Below are 14770 nucleotides of genomic sequence, written 5' to 3'. Positions count from 1 at the left end.
TTCTACTTAAGGTCGCATGACTCGTGATCTACCACTAATATCCCCATATGCACCGGCCGTAACGGCCGTAGCACGCCTAATCCCGGGCGCCTCGCCCGGGAGCCGGGGACCCAAACCGCACCTGGGGTGAATCCGCTACGGCGGTAGGGAATCGCACCTCCCTTGCCCGAACCCGTCAGCTAACCCGGCCGGCAGAGGGAGAGGAACATCCACGTGGCGGCTTCGTCCCCCGCGATTCTTGCCATCGGACTCATCACCGCCACCGCCGTCGCCTTCTCGGCGGCCCCCGCCTCGGCGGCGCCCAAACCGACCGAAGCCGAGCTGCGCGCCCAGCTCAAGCAGCTCAACAGCAAGGTCGACAAGCTCATCGAGAAGTACAACCTCAAGCGCGTCGAGCTGGCCAAGGCCGAGGACGCCGCCAAGGCCGCCGCGGCCAGGGCCGCCGCCGCCGAGCGGACGCTGGCCGAGGCGGAGCAGCGCGTCGCCGACATCGCCCGCCTGCGCTACCAGAACGGCGACCCCTCCGCGCTGCCCGGCTTCCTGCTCCCCACGGACGCCGACACCGCCGCCCTGCTCGAACAGCTCACCGCCGAGCAGCAGGCCCTCGTCGCCACCGTCGCCAAGGCCCGCGACGACAAGAAGAAGGCCAGCGAGGAGGCCGCCGCGCTCACGGACAAGATCAAGGCGGACGCCGCCGAGGTCGACAAGCAGCGCGACGAGGCCGAGGACGTCATCGACGACATCAAGGACAAGCTGGAGGACCTCGTCCCCTTCGGCACGGGCCGCAACTCCGACGGCTCCTGGGCCCCCGAGCTGCCCTCGGGCCCCGACAACATCACCTCCCGCACGCGGCTGATGAAGGCCCAGGTGGAGAAGAACTTCGCGCTGCCGTTCGCGGTCGGCTGCTTCCGCTCGGGCTCCAGCGGCGAGCACCCGCTCGGGCGGGCCTGCGACTTCATGATGAGCTCGGGCGGCTCGATGCCGACCGCCGCCAACCAGGCGCTCGGCGACCGCATCGCCGCCTGGGCGCTGCAGAACAAGGACAAGCTGGGCGTCAAGTACGTGATCTGGAAGCAGCGCATCAACCAGGGCTCGGGCTGGCGGGCGATGTCCGACCGGGGCAGCATCACCGAGAACCACTACGACCACGTGCACATCTCGATGAACTAGCCCCCGGCCCGAACGATCCGCACCTCCGGGTGACGCGGCGACGGCTCGTCCAGCACGGGCCGTCGCTGCGCTTTGAGGTGCAGGTCGAGGAAGGCCGCCACGTACGTGCGGGTCAGCTCGGCCGCGCGCGGCCCGGTCAGGGCGCCGTACGCGGGCGTGAGGCCGAGCGCGCCGGCCAGCAGCGGCCCGTCGGTGAACGCCTGGTGGTCCGCCCCTTTCACCACGATCCACCGCTTCCACCCGGCCAGCAGATCCCAGTCGCGCTCCCACGACGGGTCCCGGCCGCCGGGGACGTGCTCCGGCCCGCCGAGGAACAGGAACGGCCTGGTGAAACCGCGCTTCGGGATCCTCGCGTACGTGCTGCCGTCCATGTCGATCCCGGCGCGGATCCGCGCGTCCTTCACCATGGCCGCCACCGCGGCGGCCCCGCCGATCGACTGGCCGGCCATCGCGATCCTGGAGCGGTCGATCACCTTCGAGCCGGCCCACGCCGACGGCAACCGGTCGAGCACGAACGAGACGTCCGCCGCCCGCCCGGCGGCGACGACCGCGCCGAACCCGGGGTCCGCGTCGCTGTCGCAGGCCAGGCACTCGGCGATGGTGCCGTCTTCCAGGGTCGTGGCGTAGCTCTCGTACGGGTGGTCGATCCCGGCCACGACGTACCCCCGGCTGGCCAGGTCCTCCGCCAGGGACGTGAGGGCGCTGACCGGCTTGGTGAACCCGGGCGAGAGCACCACCAGGGGAAGCTTCCGCCCGGCGGGCTCGGCGTCCACCACGGCGTTCGTCCGCGTCCTGCTCAGCGTGTCGTACGGCGCGCTCGCGATCCTGCCGCCTCTCATGAGCAGCTCGGACTCCTCGGCCGTCATGTACGCCGCCCGCCGCCCGTCCTTGCGCCCCGTCGGGTACCAGAGGGTCACCTTCAGCTGTCTGACCTTGGCGTCGAGGTTCCAGGGATCGGGACGGGAGGCGTCCTTCAGGTGCAGGACGGTGGTGCCGACGGGGTGCGGGCCGGTGGGCGCGGGCAGGGTGGCGGGGCCGGACGGCGGGGGTGACACGGCGGCGGCCCTGGGCGGGGCGGGCGCCGTACAGGAGGAGGCGGCGAGGACGGCCAGGCCGGCGAGCGCCACCGCGATCGGTCTCATGGGGCGATCGGTTCCTCTCACTTGCGCAGCAGGGTCAGGGCCCGCCGCAGCGCGGGGTCGCGCCCGGCGGCGGCGTCTCGCGAGGTCAGGGGCACGTAGTGGTCGGGCGGCACGCCGATCCTGTCGACCACCTCGCGGGCGGGGCCGAGGTGGTGGCGGGCGGGGAAGCTCAGCACGGTGTTGTTGCCGAGCAGGTGCGGTTCCGCCGGCCCCGAGATCACCCCCGCCGTCCTGGTGCCGACCAGGGTGCCGATCCGCAGGTCCTTGACGGCCGAGCCGACGTGCTCGCACGCCGAGGCGCACCCGCCGTCGATGAGCACGGCCAGGGGCAGGTTCACCAGCTCCACGGTGTCGTCGGTGCGGAAGGACTCGCACGTGCCGTCCGCCGCGCACTGGTAGCCGGTGACCTTGCCGTGGACGAACGCGCTCAGCAGCCGGACCGCCTCAGTGGGGCTGCCGCCGCCGTTGCCGCGCAGGTCCAGCACGACGCCGGTGAGCGTCCGGCCCCTGCGCAGCCTGGCGATCGCGCCGAGCGCCCGCTTCGCCGCGTCCGGCCCGAACCCGCGCACCCGCACGTAGGCGACGTCGCCCTCCAGCCTCGACCGGACCACCTGCAAGGCGGCGAGATCCCGCTGGTAGAGGCCGGGTTCGAGGGTGACCGTCCAGCGGCGGCCGGTGCTCTCCCGCAGCAGCCGCAGCCGGACCGGGCGGGCCTCCGGATAGCGGGGGTAGAGGGCGGCGATCGCGGGACTGGTCACGCCGTCGATGAAGGGCGCGGAACCGTTGATCGACTCGATGACGTCGCCGGGCCGCACCCCGGCGGCCCGGGCCGCGCCGCCCTGCACGGCGGTGACGAACAGGGGCGGCAGGGCCGGGCTCTCCGGGCCGTCGGCGTTCGCCTCCAGCCCCAGGCCGTAACCGTCGCCGTCGTAGTAGTCGGGGGGCCGCTCGACGTCGTGCGCCCAGCGCGCGTGGTTGTCGCCGAGGGCGGTCACCATCGCCTCGAGGGTGACCACGGCCAGCTTGTCGCGCAGGCCGGGCACCTGGTCGGCGAGCTTGCGGTAGACGGTCTCGAACGCGGCCCAGTCGGCCTTCCTGTCGCCGGTCAGCGCCGGCATGACGGCGTCCGGCAGGTCGCGCCCGTCACGGTTGAGCTCTCGCGTCAGAGCGGCGAACCCGGCCGTCAGCAACGCGCGGGCGTCGAGCGTGGCGGCGCCGTAGTAGTGGGTGAGGACGCAGAAGTACGCCTGCTCGATGACGTCGATCGTGGTCGGCGTCTCCGCTCCGGGGGCCGCCTGGGGCCGCGCGCAGGCCGTACCGGCCGCGCTGCCCGCCTGGCCGCGCGGCGGGGCGGGCGGCGAGCAGGCCGCCGCCAGGAGCAGGGCGAGCCCGGCCGCGACGGTCTTGGCCCTCATGACGGGCGCCTCCTGATCCACCAGAAGGACAACCAGGTCAGGCCGAGGGTGAGCAGCGCGTAGATGCCGGTCTCGATCCACTGCAGCGGCCAGAAACGCTCCAGCGGCTGGTACGTCGCCCGCTGCCGGTAGCCGAGCCGGTTGATCTCCACCATGCACGCCTCCCCGCCCTGCGGCCCGGCGCCCGACAGCGCGCAGGGCCCCGACGTGGTGGAGACCGGGATGGGCGCGTGCTCGCCGGCGGGCGCGACCGTCCGCCCCGACGAGTCGACGAGCGCGCTGGACAGGACCCACGAGCCCGTGTGCCCGGGGATCGCCGACGTCAGGATCACCGAGAAGACGCCGTCGCGGCTCATGCTCAGCCCGTCCACGTTCCCCTTGCCGATCTCGAAGGAGGCCGTGACCGGAGGCAGCAGGTGCGGCCTGACCAGCAGCGGCACGGCGACCTGGACGGCCGCGAAGGCGGCCAGGGTGAGGGCCATGGCGGGCAGGGTGCGGCGCACCAGCATGCCCACGGTGACGCCGAGCGCGAAGGCGAAGGCCGCGTACCCCAGGGGGGCGATCCCGCGCGCGCCGAACACCAGCGGGTCCATCAGCGCGAACCCCTCCGGCGCCGACTGGTCCAGCGGCCCCGACCACCAGGTGACGGCCAGGCCGCTCACCCCGGCGGCGGCCGTGGCGACCAGGCCCGTGAACCCGAGCTTGATCGCCAGCCAGCGGGTCCTGGTGATGCTCTGGTTCCACACCAGCAGGTGCGTGCCCGACTCCAGCTCGCGGGTGATCAGCGGCGCTCCCCAGAAGAGCCCCACGAGGGCGGGCAGGATCAGCACGACGAGCGTGCTGGCCAGGAACGGGAGCTCGTACTCGCCGAAGAAGCGGTCGTAGAAGCCCACGCACTCCTCGCCCCGCGTGCAGGAGGCGATGCCGGTCGCGTAGTCGTTCGCCAGCCGCGAGCCGGTCGTGAGCAGCACGGCGGCGAGCAGCACGAGCAGGGTCGCCGTCAGCACGGCGGCGCCGCGGAACTGCCGCCAGGTCAGCCAGATCATCGCTGCGCCTCCAGGCGGGAGTGGTCCATGTAGGCCAGGACGAGGTCCTCCAGGCCGAGCGGGCTCGCGGTCCAGGCGGGGCCGAGGCCGGGCAGGTCGCCGTGGACGACGAAGGTGCTCTGCCGCTCGGTGTGCCGGGCGGAGACGACCTGCCCGTCCAGGAGCGGGGCGGCGGGGTCATGGCGCGGGCCGGTGAGGCGATGGTGGCCGGCCAGCAGGTCCTCCGTGCGTCCGATGACCTGGACGCGCGACTCGACGAGCACGATCAGGTAGTCGCAGGTGCGTTCGAGGTCGGAGACCAGGTGGGAGGAGAGCACCACGCTCAGCCGGTGCTCGGCGGTGGCCTCCATGAGCCCTTGCAGGAACTCGCGGCGGGCCAGCGGGTCCAGCGAGGCGACCGGCTCGTCCAGGATGAGCAGGTCGGGCCGCTTGGCCAGGCCGAGCGTGAGCGCGAGCTGGGCGCGCTGGCCGCCCGACAGCCGGCCGGCGCGCTGGCCCGGGTCGAGGCCGAGCGCGGCGATGCGGTCCCGTGCCAGCGCGGCATCCCAGCCCGGGTTGAGGCGGGCGCCGAGCCGCAGGTGCTCGGCGACGGTCAGGGCCGCGTAGACGGGGGTGTCCTGGGCGACGAAGCCGACCCTGGCCAGTTGCGCGGGGCCGGCGGCGGGTCGGCCGCCCAGGACGTCGATGCCGCCGGTCGTGGGCTCCAGCAGGCCGGTGGCCAGCTTCAGCAGCGTGGTCTTGCCCGCGCCGTTGGGGCCCACGAGGCCGGTGACGTGGCCCTCGGGGATGTCGATGGTGCAGTCACGCAGGGCCCAGCGCCTGCCGTACCTCTTGCCGAGCCCGTGAGCTTCTAAGACGGCGGACATACCCCGCCCCCTTTCTCCATTTAACTAGTGTCCTAGCACTTTAGGAACACAGTTGTATGGAGTGGGTAAAGAGGCGTCAGAAGGACGGGGCCGGCGGCGCCTTGGGAGCGGCCGGCAGCCGGAAGCCGGCGGGCAGCAGCGGCTCGCACGCCCGCACCGCCGCCCCGTACTTCTCGGACAGGACGTCCACGGGCTCGCCGTCGATCCGCAGGTTGATCGGCCCGTCCTCCGAGAGCGTGACCTCGGGGAAGCCGGGCAGGCCGTGCGAGCGCATGCACGCGGTGAACGCCCTGCCGTCGTCGGCGCCGGGCAGCCAGGTCAGGCCCGCGGCGAGGGCGACGCCGGCCAGGAGCAGCTTTCTGATCATCATGCCTCCGGGTGTGGTTGCTGTGGGGATCAGGCAAGCCGGAGCGCGGTTACACGGCGGTGACGGAGATGGTTACCCCGCTGTAACCCCGGTGGCGGGCATCCTGGGGATCATGAGGGTGTTGGTGGTCGAGGACCACGAGGAGCTGGCCCTGACCGTCGCCGCGGGCCTGCGCCGCGAGGGCATGGCCGTGGACGTCGTGCTGGACGGGCCCGGCGCGCTCGAACGCGCCTCCGTCCACCACTACGACGTCATCGTGCTCGACCGCGACCTGCCCGGCCTGCACGGCGACGAGGTGTGCCGGTCGCTGGCCGCCTCCGGGCACCCCGCGCGGATGCTGATGCTGACCGCCGCCGGGACGATCGACGACAGGGTCGCCGGGCTCGGCGCCGGCGCCGACGATTACCTGCCCAAGCCGTTCGCCTTCGCCGAGCTGGTCGCGCGGATCCGGGCGCTGGCCAGGCGGGCGCAGCAGGCCCTGCCCACCGTGCTCGTCCACGGTGACCTGCGGCTGGACCCCGCCACGCGGATCGCCACCCGGGACGGGCACCGGCTGCCGCTGAGCCCCAAGGAGTTCGCCGTGCTGGAGCTGCTGCTGGCCGCGCAGGGTGCGGTGGTCTCCGCCGAGCAGCTCCTGGAGCGCTGCTGGGACGAGTTCGCCGACCCGTTCACGCAGACCGTGAAGGTGACGGTCAGCCGGTTACGCCGCAAGCTCGGCGACCCGCCGCTCATCGAGACCGTCCCGCAGGCCGGGTACCGGATATGAGGCGGACCGTCCGGCTGCGCCTGACCGCGCTCTACGGCGGCCTGTTCCTGATGGTCGGCGTCGTCCTGGTGGTGCTCATCTACCTCCTGGTCAGGTACTCCCCCTTCCCCGCCCCTCCGGCCGCCCCCGACCCCCTCGGCGGGCTGTCGGTGCCCGAGCCCCAGGTGCCGCGGCCCGACACCATGAGCAGGCTGCTGGTCAACTCGCTGATCGCGCTGGCCGTCATGGCGGGCGCGGCGGCGGTGCTGGGCTGGGTGACGGCGGGGCGCGTGCTGCGCCCGCTCGGCGAGATGACCGCCACCGTACGGCGCATCACGGCCGACCGGCTGGACCGGCGGCTGGCCGCCACGGGGCCCGACGACGAGCTGAAGGGGCTGGCCGACACGTTCGACGCACTGCTGGACCGGCTGGAGGCGGCCTTCACCGCGCAGCGCCGGTTCGTCGCCAACGCCTCGCACGAGCTGCGGACGCCGCTGACGTTGCAGCGGGCCATGGCCGAGGTCGCGCTCGCCGACCCGGACGCCGACGCCCAGGCGTTGCGGGGCGTGCTGGAGCGGGTGGTGGCGGCGGGCAAGCACCAGGAACGGCTCATCGAGGCGCTGCTCGTGCTGGCCCGCAGCCAGCAGGGCCTGGACCGGCGGCAGCCGCTCGACCTGGCCGAGATCGCCGCCGAGGCCCTCGACCGGCACCCGGGCATCGACCTGGAGACCGGCCTTCATCTCGGCCCCGCGCCTGCCTCGGGTGACCAGGCGTTGCTGGAGCGCCTGGTCACGAACCTGATCGACAACGCCGTCCGGTACAACGTGCCCGGCGGCCGGGTCGAGGTGGAGACGGCCACCCGCGCCGGCCGCGCCGCCCTGCGGGTCGCCAACAGCGGCCCGGTGATCCCGCCCGAGCAGGCTCACCTGCTCACGCAGCCGTTCCAGCGCCTGGAGGGCGGCAGGAGGGCCGGCCGTGACGGGCTCGGGCTGGGCCTGTCGATCGTGGCCGCCATCGTCGAGGCCCACCACGGCACGCTGGACATCGAGCCGCTGCCGGGCGGCGGGCTCGACGTCACCGTCACGGTGGGCCAGGCGCTCAGTTCGTCAGCGTGAGCGGGTTGACGAGGTCGGCGTACACGAGCAGCCCCGCCATGATCATCATGACGATCGCGATCGCGTACGTCAGCGGCAGCACCTTCGCGATGTCCACGTAAGCGGGCTCGGGCCGCCGCATGATCCGGGCGAAGCCCCGCTTGATGCCCTCCCACAGGCCGCCGGCGATGTGGCCGCCGTCGAGCGGGAGCAGCGGGATGAGGTTGAACATGCCGATCGCCAGGTTGAAGCCCGCCAGCAGGTTGACGAAGATGGCGACCTTCTTCTCCGTGGACAGGTCGGAGGCCAGGATCTCGCCGCCCATGCGGCCCGCGCCGACCACGCCGACCGGCCCCTCGGGGTCGCGCTCCTCGCCGGAGAAGGCCGCGTGCCAGACGCCGACCATCTTCTCCGGCAGGTTGATCAGCGAGCCCGCCACCCGGCCGGTCAGCTCGCCCATGTAGCCGATGACCTGGCCGATGCTCTGCTGCTCCATGACCTCGGTGGGCAGCACGCCGAGGAAGCCGACGTTCTTGTCGATCTTCTCGGGGTTCTCCAGGTTGGGGCGGTCTTGGGCGATGAGCGTGACGTTCAGGGTCATGGGCTTGCCGTCACGGACGATGCCGACCTGCACCGGGCCGGGGCCGTGGGAGCGGATGAGCCGGGTGGCGTCCTCCCACGAGCCGATCCGCTCGCCGTTGAAGCTCACCATGCGGTCGCCCGGCTTCATGCCCGCCTGCGCGGCCGGGGTCGGCTTGTCGGTCGCCTTGCACTGCGTGCGCTGCTCGGAGATCGGGATCACGCACGTGTTGGTGTCGGGCGAGACGATCGGCGCCCAGGTGGGCAGCCCGATGCCGACCAGCAGGATGGTGAAGAAGATGAAGGCGAGCACGAAGTTCATCGCGGGACCGCCCGACATGATGATGACCTTCTGCCACCACTTCTTACGGTAGAAGACGCGGTCTTCGTCGCCCGGCCGCACCTCCTCCTGGGCGGCGTCGCGGGCCGACTCGATCAGGCCCTGCCACGGGCCGGTCGCCGTGCTGCGCAGCTTGCCCGGCTCGTCACCGGGGCGCGGCGGCAGCATGCCGATCATGCGGATGTAGCCGCCGAACGGGATCCACTTGATGCCGTACTCGGTCTCGCCCTTGCGCCGGGACCACGCCGTCGAGCCGAAGCCCACCATGTACTGGGTCACCTTGACGCCGAAGATCTTGGCCGGCACCAGGTGCCCGATCTCGTGCAGCGCGATGGAGACCATCAGGCCGAGGAGAAAGAGGATGATCCCCACGACGTAGAGCCAGTTCATCTAGGCGCGCTCCCCGGCAGACGACAAGGACAGACGAAAGGACCGACAGCCCCAGAGTAGTCGAACTCCCCACGCGTCATGGCGTACCGCTTTTCCCGGCATTGACAGCGTGCGGTCGCGCGATCACTCTGGGAGACGACGGAGGGGGACGTCTTGATCCGCATACTGATCGCTGAGCATTTGCCGCTGGTGCGCCGGGGTTTGCTGGCCACCCTCGGGGCCGAGCCCGACCTGCGGGTGGTCGCCGAGGCCGGCCGCGCGGAGGAGGTGGTACGGGCGGCGCTGTCGTCGGAAGCCGACGTGGCCGTGGTCGACCTCGACCTGCCCGGGCCGCCGATCCTGCGCGACCTGGCCGAGCAGGTGCCGCGGTGCCGGGTGCTGATCCTGTCGGCCGCGCCCAACCCCGGGCAGGTGCGCGAGGCGCTGTCGGGCCCCGCTCTGGGGTTCATGAGCCTGTGCGTGCCGCCCGAGCGGCTGGCCGAGGGGGTGCGCCAGGTGGCCGCGGGCCGACAGGCCATCGAGGCGGAGCTGGCCGTGGCCGCGCTGCAGAGCGCGTCCAACCCGCTGACCAGGCGGGAGCTGGACGTGCTGCGCATCGCGGCGGGCGGGGCCCGCTCGACGGAGATCGCCGACGAGCTGTTCCTGTCGGTCGGCACCGTGCGCAACCATCTGTCGCGCATCATGTGCAAGACCGGGGCGCGTAACCGGCTCGACGCCGTGCGCATCGCCAGCGACTGCGGCTGGTTGTGAGCCGGGCTGGCACGGGCGATTGACGGGACCCGGTGGAGCCGCGCCGCTCCGCCGGGGCCCGAACACCTAGAGAATGGCAGCACCGCCGAGCCCGCTGCCAGTGACCGCCATCACGACCGGTCCGTGTGAAACGTCACGGGTGTGCGTGGGGAACGGGCGCGGGGGTCACGGGCGCCAGATGAGGACCAGCGCGCAGTCGTCGTTGTGGCCGGAGGCCATGGCGTTGACCAGCGCCCTGGCGCCGTCGCGGAAGCCGGAGGGCAGCAGCCGCTCCGCCTCGCCGAGCAGCCGGTCGAGGCCGGCGTCGATGTCGCGCCCCGGCTGCTCGATCAGCCCGTCGGTGTAGAGCAGCAGCGCGTCGCCCTTGCGCAGGGTGCCGCTGTCGGGCTCGCAGTGCAGGTCGGGCACCACGCCCAGCACCACGCCCTTGGCCGAGGCGACCTGCCAGTTGCCCGTGCCCGCGTCGAACTTCACCACCGGCGGATGCCCCGCCGAGGTGATCGTGTAGTCGCCCGTGGCCAGGTCGAGGCGCACGTGCACCGCCGTCACGAACCCCTCGTCGCCCCGCTGCCGGTGCAGGTAGGCGTTGCACGCGGGCAGGAAGTCGTCGACCGAGCCCAGCAGCCCGCCGAACGTGCCCGACAGCAGCAGCGCCCGCGTGCCCGCGTCGACGCCCTTGCCCGACACGTCGACCAGGGCGATCTCGACGGAGTCGCCGTCGCGCATCGAGACCAGGAAGTCTCCGCCGAACGACGAGCCGCCCGCCTGCTTGAGCACCACCTTGCCGCCCCAGTCCTTCGGCAGCGCGGGCAGCTCGCCCTGGCTCCTGAGCCGGTCGCGCAGCTCCAGCAGCATGGCGTCGCCACGCAGCCCCTGCACGCCCAGCTTGCCCCTGGTGCGGGCCATGAGGACGGCGAGCACGGCGGTGAACACGATGGTCACGGTCAGCCCGAGCCCCACCCGGCCCGCGCCGAGGTGCGCGGCGACGTACCCGAGTGCCGCCCCGACCCCCACGAGCAGCTTGACCAGGCTGGCCAGCCGGAGCTGGAGCCCGCCGATCAGCGTGACCAGGATGAGCAGGGACGGCGAGAACCACTCGTTGGAGACCTCGGCGGCGAGGAACCCGATGACGAGCGCCACCACGATGAGCGTGATGAGCAGGTTGCGGTCGCGCGCCAGCAGCACCTGCCGGACGAACCGCACGACAGGCACCAGACCCGGCACCCGCACCAGGGCGGCGCGGACCCGTGGCGGGATCAGCGGCGCCGGACGGGAACTCATGATGCGCCTGACTGTATCGGTCTGACCCGTGTTTGGGCAGCCCACTTGACCAACGCCTTGATCATTAAGGCCGTATATTGGGTGGCCGTCCCCCTTTGCCCGCTCCTACCGTGGACGAATGACGTATCCCATCCGCCCGATTGACGAGTCCGAGTGGACCGCCTTCGCCAGGGTGAACGAAGAGGCGTTCGGCTGGACGCCCCACCCCCAGCAGGCCGAGCGGTACAAGGCACAGACCGAGTTCGACCGCACCCTCGCCGCCTTCGACGGCGACACCATCGCCGGAGTCACCGCCGTCTTCAGCCTCACCATGACGGTCCCCGGCAGGCAGCTCCCCGTCGCGGGCGTGACCGCCGTCAGCGTGCTGGCCTCCCACCGCCGGCGCGGCGTGCTGTCGTCCCTCATGCGCCGGCAGCTCAACGACATCCGCGAGCGCGGCGAGTCCGTGGCCGCCCTCTACGCCTCGGAATCCCTCATCTACGGCCGGTACGGGTACGGCAGGGCGGCCTCCGAGCTGTCCTTCACCATCGACAAGCACCGCTCCGCGTTCGTCCCCGGCGCGCCGCAGGACCCCTCGCTCCGGCTCAGGCTCGTCGTCCCCGCCGAGGTACGCGGTGACCTGGAGAAGCTGTTCGCCTCCGTCGTCACGCGGCGCCCCGGCCGCTACGAGCGCAGTCCCGAGTTCTGGGACTCCGTGCTCGCCGACGAGGAGCACGACCAGCGCGGCAACGGACCGATGCGCTCCGTCGTGGCCGAGGACGACAACGGCGTGCGCGGCTACGCCCTGTTCCGCATCAAGTCGTCCTGGGACGAAGCGGGCATCCCCAACGGGACGTTGAAACTGCAGGAGCTGGAGGCCGCCGACCCGGCCGCCTACGCCCTCCTCTGGCGCAGCGTCCTCGACCGCGACCTGGTCTCCAAGGTCGAGACGTACGGCAGGCCCGTGGACGACCCGCTCATCGCGCTGCTCGCCGACGCCCGCCAGCTCCGCGCCCGCTGGGCGGACGAGCTGTGGGTACGCCTCGTCGAGGTCGACCGGGCGCTCGCCGAACGCGCGTACGCGGCTCCCGTGGACGTGGTCATCGAGGTGGAGGACGACGTCTGCCCGTGGAACGCCCGCCGCTGGCGGCTCACCGCGGACCTGACCGGGGCCGAGTGCAAGCCGGTCGACGAGGAGCCGGACATCACGCTGCCGGTGGCCGCGCTCGGATCGGCGTACCTGGGCGACGGCATGCTCGGCGAGCAGTTCGAGGCGGGGCTCCTGCGTGAGCACTCCGCCGGCGCCGTTCACCGGCTCGCCACCGCCCTGTCCTGGAGCCCCAAGCCGTGGGCGGGGCTGACCTTCTGACGTAGGCTCGACGGTATGGCGCTGCAGAGCTTGCAGATCACGGCGGTCGTCGCCATGCGCGCCCGCGACGTGTCGCGTCCGTCTAAGGAGCAGCAGGAGGCCGCCGACCGGCGGCCCCTGCGCGACGAAACGCCCAGGCGCGACTCCAAACGCAAATCCTGACCCGGCCCACGCGCGCACCGCCCGGGCACAGGCACGTCGCGTTGCCGCACGGGCGTCACGCCCTCCTCTCCCCCAAGCGAGCGCAGGCGCCGCACGGGCGCGGCGATGCTGGGGGGCGGCGGGGTGGGGCCTTGGCGGGCGCCTCTGGTGGGAGGGCCCGCGCGAGGCGCGGGTCGCCGCGCCCGCCCAAGCGCGGCGCGAGGCCCCGAAGGGCCGCGGCACCGTGGGGCGGAGGTCAGGGCAGGGAGGGGAGTTGGCCGATCGTCTCGTACGTGGTGAGCTGGGCGATGCGCCGGCTGTGGCGCTCGCTGCCCGAGAACGACGTGCCCAGGAAGACCTCCACGAACCGGGTCGCCTCGTCGAGCGAGTGCATGCGGGCACCCACGCTGACGACGTTGGCGTTGTTGTGCTCGCGGGCCAGCCGGGCCGTCTCCTCGCTCCAGGCCAGGGCCGAGCGGATGCCGCGGACCTTGTTGGCGGCGATCTGCTCGCCGTTGCCGGATCCGCCGATGACCACGCCGAGGCTGCCGGGGTCGCCGGCGACGCCTTCGGCGGCGCGCAGGACGAACGCGGGATAGTCGTCCTCGGCGTCGTAGACGAAGGGACCGCAGTCGGTCACCTCGTGCCCGTGGTCCTTCAGCCAGGACACCAGGTGGTTCTTGAGCTCATAGCCGGCATGGTCGGCACCGATGTAGACACGCACCCGCCCAGTCTTCCACAGCCCCGCCGATCAGGCTCGCCCGCTAGAGTAAGGGCCCGTACCGCAACCCAGTCCTTACACCGCGAAAGCAGAGAGCCATGCGAGAGATCCGCGTCATCGGCGATCCCGTCCTGCGCACGCCCGCCGAGCCCGTGACGGACTTCGATCGGGAGCTGCGCCGGCTGATCGAGGAGATGTTCCAGGCCATGTACGCGGTCAACGGCGTCGGCCTCGCGGGCCCGCAGATCGGCGTGTCGCGCCGGTTGTTCGTCTACGACATCGCGGGCCGCAAGGGTCACGTGATCAACCCGCTGCTGACGGTGGACGACCCGGAGGACGTGCTCGACGAGGAGGGCTGCCTGTCGGTGCCCGACCGGCGTACCCGCCAGCCGATCTACGCGACGGTGGCCCGCGCGGCGGGCGTGACGGTCGAGGGCGTGGACCGGCTGCAGCGTCCGGTGCGGGTGAAGGCGCGCGGCTCGCTGGCGCGCTGTTTCCAGCACGAGACCGAGCATCTGGACGGCAAGCTGTACGTCGATCGCCTGCCGCGAAACGAGGCCCGCGAGATCATGTTGAAGGCATAGCTTGGCGGCATGAGCGTACTTTCCGGAAAGGGCGCAGTGGTCACCGGCGGCTCCCGGGGCATCGGGAAGGCCGTCGTGGAGCGGCTGGCCGCAGACGGGGCGCAGGTCGTCTTCTGCTACCAGAGCTCCGACGAGGCCGCCGAGCAGGTGGCGAAGGAGACGGGCGCGCACGCCGTGCGGGCCGATCTCGGGAGGAAGGAAGACCTGGAGCGGCTGTTCGCCGAGGCGGAGGCGCGGCTGCCCGGGGTCGACATCCTGGTCAACAACGCCGCCACCGCCGAGGCGCAGAAGCTCATCACCGACATCACCGACGACGACTACGAGCGGGTGTTCGCGGTGAACACGCGGGCGGTGTTCCTGGCGATCCAGTGGGCCTCGCGGGTGATGCGCGACGGCGGGCGCATCGTCAACGTCTCGTCGCTCAACACGCAGGTACCGGCGCCGACGCTGGCGCTCTACTGCGGCAGCAAGGGCGCGATGGAGCAGTTCGCCAAGGTGGCGGCGCGGGAGCTGGGGCCGCGCGGCATCACGGTCAACGTCGTCTCGTCGGGCGCCACCGACACCGACATGCTGCGGGGCGCCAACCCGCCCGAGGCGCTGGAGCGCACGCCGGCGATGACGGCGTTGCAGCGCCTGGGCAGGCCCGACGACATCGCGGCGGTGGTCGCGTTCCTCGCCGGGCCCGACGGGCGGTGGGTCACCGGGCAGAACGTCCTGGCCACCGGCGGCCTGCTGCTGTGAGCCCGGTGGTGCCGGCTTGAAGGCCCTGCCGGCGTCCGCCTCCGGGCCCC

General features: G+C 72.3%; 16 protein-coding genes and 1 riboswitch. Of the genes, 8 read left to right on the top strand and 8 right to left on the bottom strand.

Features of this window, described 5'->3' with window-relative positions; genetic code table 11:
- The first annotated feature begins 63 nt into the window (after positions 1–63).
- Positions 64–208: riboswitch (cyclic di-AMP (ydaO/yuaA leader) on the top strand.
- A gap of 5 nt (positions 209–213) precedes the next feature.
- The gene (locus tag HCN51_RS54145) at positions 214–1170 is read left to right on the top strand and encodes a coiled-coil domain-containing protein (RefSeq protein WP_168021616.1); all 957 of its coding nucleotides are present in this window, start codon (positions 214–216) and stop codon (positions 1168–1170) included.
- On the opposite strand, the gene HCN51_RS54140 is transcribed toward HCN51_RS54145, so the two are convergent.
- The 5 genes from HCN51_RS54140 to HCN51_RS54120 form a co-directional block, all read right to left on the bottom strand.
- The gene (locus tag HCN51_RS54140; protein WP_168021615.1) at positions 1167–2312 is read right to left on the bottom strand and encodes an alpha/beta hydrolase family protein; all 1146 of its coding nucleotides are present in this window, start codon (positions 2310–2312) and stop codon (positions 1167–1169) included. The genes HCN51_RS54145 and HCN51_RS54140 overlap by 4 nt on opposite strands.
- Before the next feature lie 17 nt (positions 2313–2329).
- Positions 2330–3727: a S41 family peptidase gene (locus HCN51_RS54135; protein ID WP_168021614.1), complete on the bottom strand. Its 1398-nt coding sequence runs from the start codon at positions 3725–3727 to the stop codon at positions 2330–2332.
- Complete coding sequence (locus HCN51_RS54130; RefSeq protein ID WP_168021613.1) at positions 3724–4773, bottom strand: ABC transporter permease; 1050 nt, start codon at positions 4771–4773, stop codon at positions 3724–3726. The genes HCN51_RS54135 and HCN51_RS54130 overlap by 4 nt, the downstream gene beginning before the upstream one ends.
- A complete protein-coding gene (locus tag HCN51_RS54125; protein WP_168021612.1) occupies positions 4770–5639 on the bottom strand; it encodes an ABC transporter ATP-binding protein in 870 nt (289 codons plus the stop codon). The genes HCN51_RS54130 and HCN51_RS54125 overlap by 4 nt, the downstream gene beginning before the upstream one ends.
- 76 nt (positions 5640–5715) lie before the next feature.
- Positions 5716–6009 (bottom strand): hypothetical protein, encoded by a 294-nt coding sequence (locus HCN51_RS54120; RefSeq protein ID WP_168021611.1) that lies wholly within the window; start codon positions 6007–6009, stop codon positions 5716–5718.
- A gap of 109 nt (positions 6010–6118) precedes the next feature.
- On the opposite strand from HCN51_RS54120, the gene HCN51_RS54115 reads away from it, so the two are divergent.
- Both HCN51_RS54115 and HCN51_RS54110 read left to right on the top strand, forming a co-directional pair.
- The gene (locus tag HCN51_RS54115) at positions 6119–6772 is read left to right on the top strand and encodes a response regulator transcription factor (RefSeq protein WP_168021610.1); all 654 of its coding nucleotides are present in this window, start codon (positions 6119–6121) and stop codon (positions 6770–6772) included.
- Complete coding sequence (locus HCN51_RS54110) at positions 6769–7866, top strand: sensor histidine kinase (RefSeq protein WP_168021609.1); 1098 nt, start codon at positions 6769–6771, stop codon at positions 7864–7866. The genes HCN51_RS54115 and HCN51_RS54110 overlap by 4 nt, the downstream gene beginning before the upstream one ends.
- On the opposite strand, the gene HCN51_RS54105 is transcribed toward HCN51_RS54110, so the two are convergent.
- Complete coding sequence (locus HCN51_RS54105; RefSeq protein ID WP_168021608.1) at positions 7850–9154, bottom strand: M50 family metallopeptidase; 1305 nt, start codon at positions 9152–9154, stop codon at positions 7850–7852. The two genes, HCN51_RS54110 and HCN51_RS54105, sit on opposite strands and share 17 nt — an antisense overlap.
- 153 nt (positions 9155–9307) lie before the next feature.
- Between HCN51_RS54105 and HCN51_RS54100 the strand changes: the two genes are divergently transcribed.
- Positions 9308–9904, top strand: coding sequence for a response regulator transcription factor (locus HCN51_RS54100; protein WP_168021607.1), 597 nt, complete (start codon positions 9308–9310; stop codon positions 9902–9904).
- A gap of 165 nt (positions 9905–10069) precedes the next feature.
- Here HCN51_RS54100 and HCN51_RS54095 read toward each other — a convergent pair whose 3' ends face one another.
- On the bottom strand, positions 10070–11185 hold the full coding sequence (locus HCN51_RS54095; protein WP_080046121.1) for a PP2C family protein-serine/threonine phosphatase: 1116 nt from the start codon (positions 11183–11185) through the stop codon (positions 10070–10072).
- 118 nt (positions 11186–11303) lie between these two features.
- On the opposite strand from HCN51_RS54095, the gene HCN51_RS54090 reads away from it, so the two are divergent.
- Together HCN51_RS54090 and HCN51_RS54085 are read left to right on the top strand one after the other, a co-directional pair.
- Positions 11304–12533: a GNAT family N-acetyltransferase gene (locus HCN51_RS54090; RefSeq protein WP_168021606.1), complete on the top strand. Its 1230-nt coding sequence runs from the start codon at positions 11304–11306 to the stop codon at positions 12531–12533.
- Positions 12534–12548: 15 nt separating this feature from the next.
- Positions 12549–12695 carry a hypothetical protein gene (locus tag HCN51_RS54085; protein ID WP_168021605.1) on the top strand — a complete coding sequence of 49 codons (147 nt, stop codon included), beginning with the start codon at positions 12549–12551 and terminating at the stop codon, positions 12693–12695.
- A gap of 235 nt (positions 12696–12930) precedes the next feature.
- On the opposite strand, the gene HCN51_RS54080 is transcribed toward HCN51_RS54085, so the two are convergent.
- Entirely contained in the window at positions 12931–13398 is a 468-nt protein-coding gene (locus HCN51_RS54080; protein ID WP_080046119.1) for a ribose-5-phosphate isomerase, read from the bottom strand.
- 95 nt (positions 13399–13493) lie between these two features.
- On the opposite strand from HCN51_RS54080, the gene def reads away from it, so the two are divergent.
- Together def and HCN51_RS54070 are read left to right on the top strand one after the other, a co-directional pair.
- A complete protein-coding gene (def, locus tag HCN51_RS54075; protein WP_080046118.1) occupies positions 13494–13979 on the top strand; it encodes a peptide deformylase in 486 nt (161 codons plus the stop codon).
- 9 nt (positions 13980–13988) lie between these two features.
- Positions 13989–14720: an SDR family oxidoreductase gene (locus HCN51_RS54070; RefSeq protein ID WP_168021604.1), complete on the top strand. Its 732-nt coding sequence runs from the start codon at positions 13989–13991 to the stop codon at positions 14718–14720.
- Positions 14721–14770 lie beyond the last annotated feature (50 nt).

The organism is Nonomuraea composti (assembly GCF_012034275.1).
In the GTDB taxonomy this organism is placed as follows: domain Bacteria; phylum Actinomycetota; class Actinomycetes; order Streptosporangiales; family Streptosporangiaceae; genus Nonomuraea; species Nonomuraea composti.
This window is presented reverse-complemented; position numbering and strand designations above follow the sequence as displayed.

Bases quoted from the DNA above. Each gene is read 5' to 3' on its own strand.
- HCN51_RS54140 (WP_168021615.1), bottom strand. From the start codon at position 2,312: ATGAGACCGATCGCGGTGGCGCTCGCCGGCCTGGCCGTCCTCGCCGCC.
- HCN51_RS54135 (WP_168021614.1), bottom strand. From the start codon at position 3,727: ATGAGGGCCAAGACCGTCGCGGCCGGGCTCGCCCTGCTCCTGGCGGCG.
- HCN51_RS54130 (WP_168021613.1), bottom strand. From the start codon at position 4,773: ATGATCTGGCTGACCTGGCGGCAGTTCCGCGGCGCCGCCGTGCTGACG.
- HCN51_RS54125 (WP_168021612.1), bottom strand. From the start codon at position 5,639: ATGTCCGCCGTCTTAGAAGCTCACGGGCTCGGCAAGAGGTACGGCAGG.
- HCN51_RS54120 (WP_168021611.1), bottom strand. From the start codon at position 6,009: ATGATGATCAGAAAGCTGCTCCTGGCCGGCGTCGCCCTCGCCGCGGGC.
- HCN51_RS54115 (WP_168021610.1), top strand. From the start codon at position 6,119: ATGAGGGTGTTGGTGGTCGAGGACCACGAGGAGCTGGCCCTGACCGTC.
- HCN51_RS54110 (WP_168021609.1), top strand. From the start codon at position 6,769: ATGAGGCGGACCGTCCGGCTGCGCCTGACCGCGCTCTACGGCGGCCTG.
- HCN51_RS54105 (WP_168021608.1), bottom strand. From the start codon at position 9,154: ATGAACTGGCTCTACGTCGTGGGGATCATCCTCTTTCTCCTCGGCCTG.
- HCN51_RS54095 (WP_080046121.1), bottom strand. From the start codon at position 11,185: ATGAGTTCCCGTCCGGCGCCGCTGATCCCGCCACGGGTCCGCGCCGCC.
- HCN51_RS54090 (WP_168021606.1), top strand. From the start codon at position 11,304: ATGACGTATCCCATCCGCCCGATTGACGAGTCCGAGTGGACCGCCTTC.
- HCN51_RS54085 (WP_168021605.1), top strand. From the start codon at position 12,549: ATGGCGCTGCAGAGCTTGCAGATCACGGCGGTCGTCGCCATGCGCGCC.
- def (WP_080046118.1), top strand. From the start codon at position 13,494: ATGCGAGAGATCCGCGTCATCGGCGATCCCGTCCTGCGCACGCCCGCC.
- HCN51_RS54070 (WP_168021604.1), top strand. From the start codon at position 13,989: ATGAGCGTACTTTCCGGAAAGGGCGCAGTGGTCACCGGCGGCTCCCGG.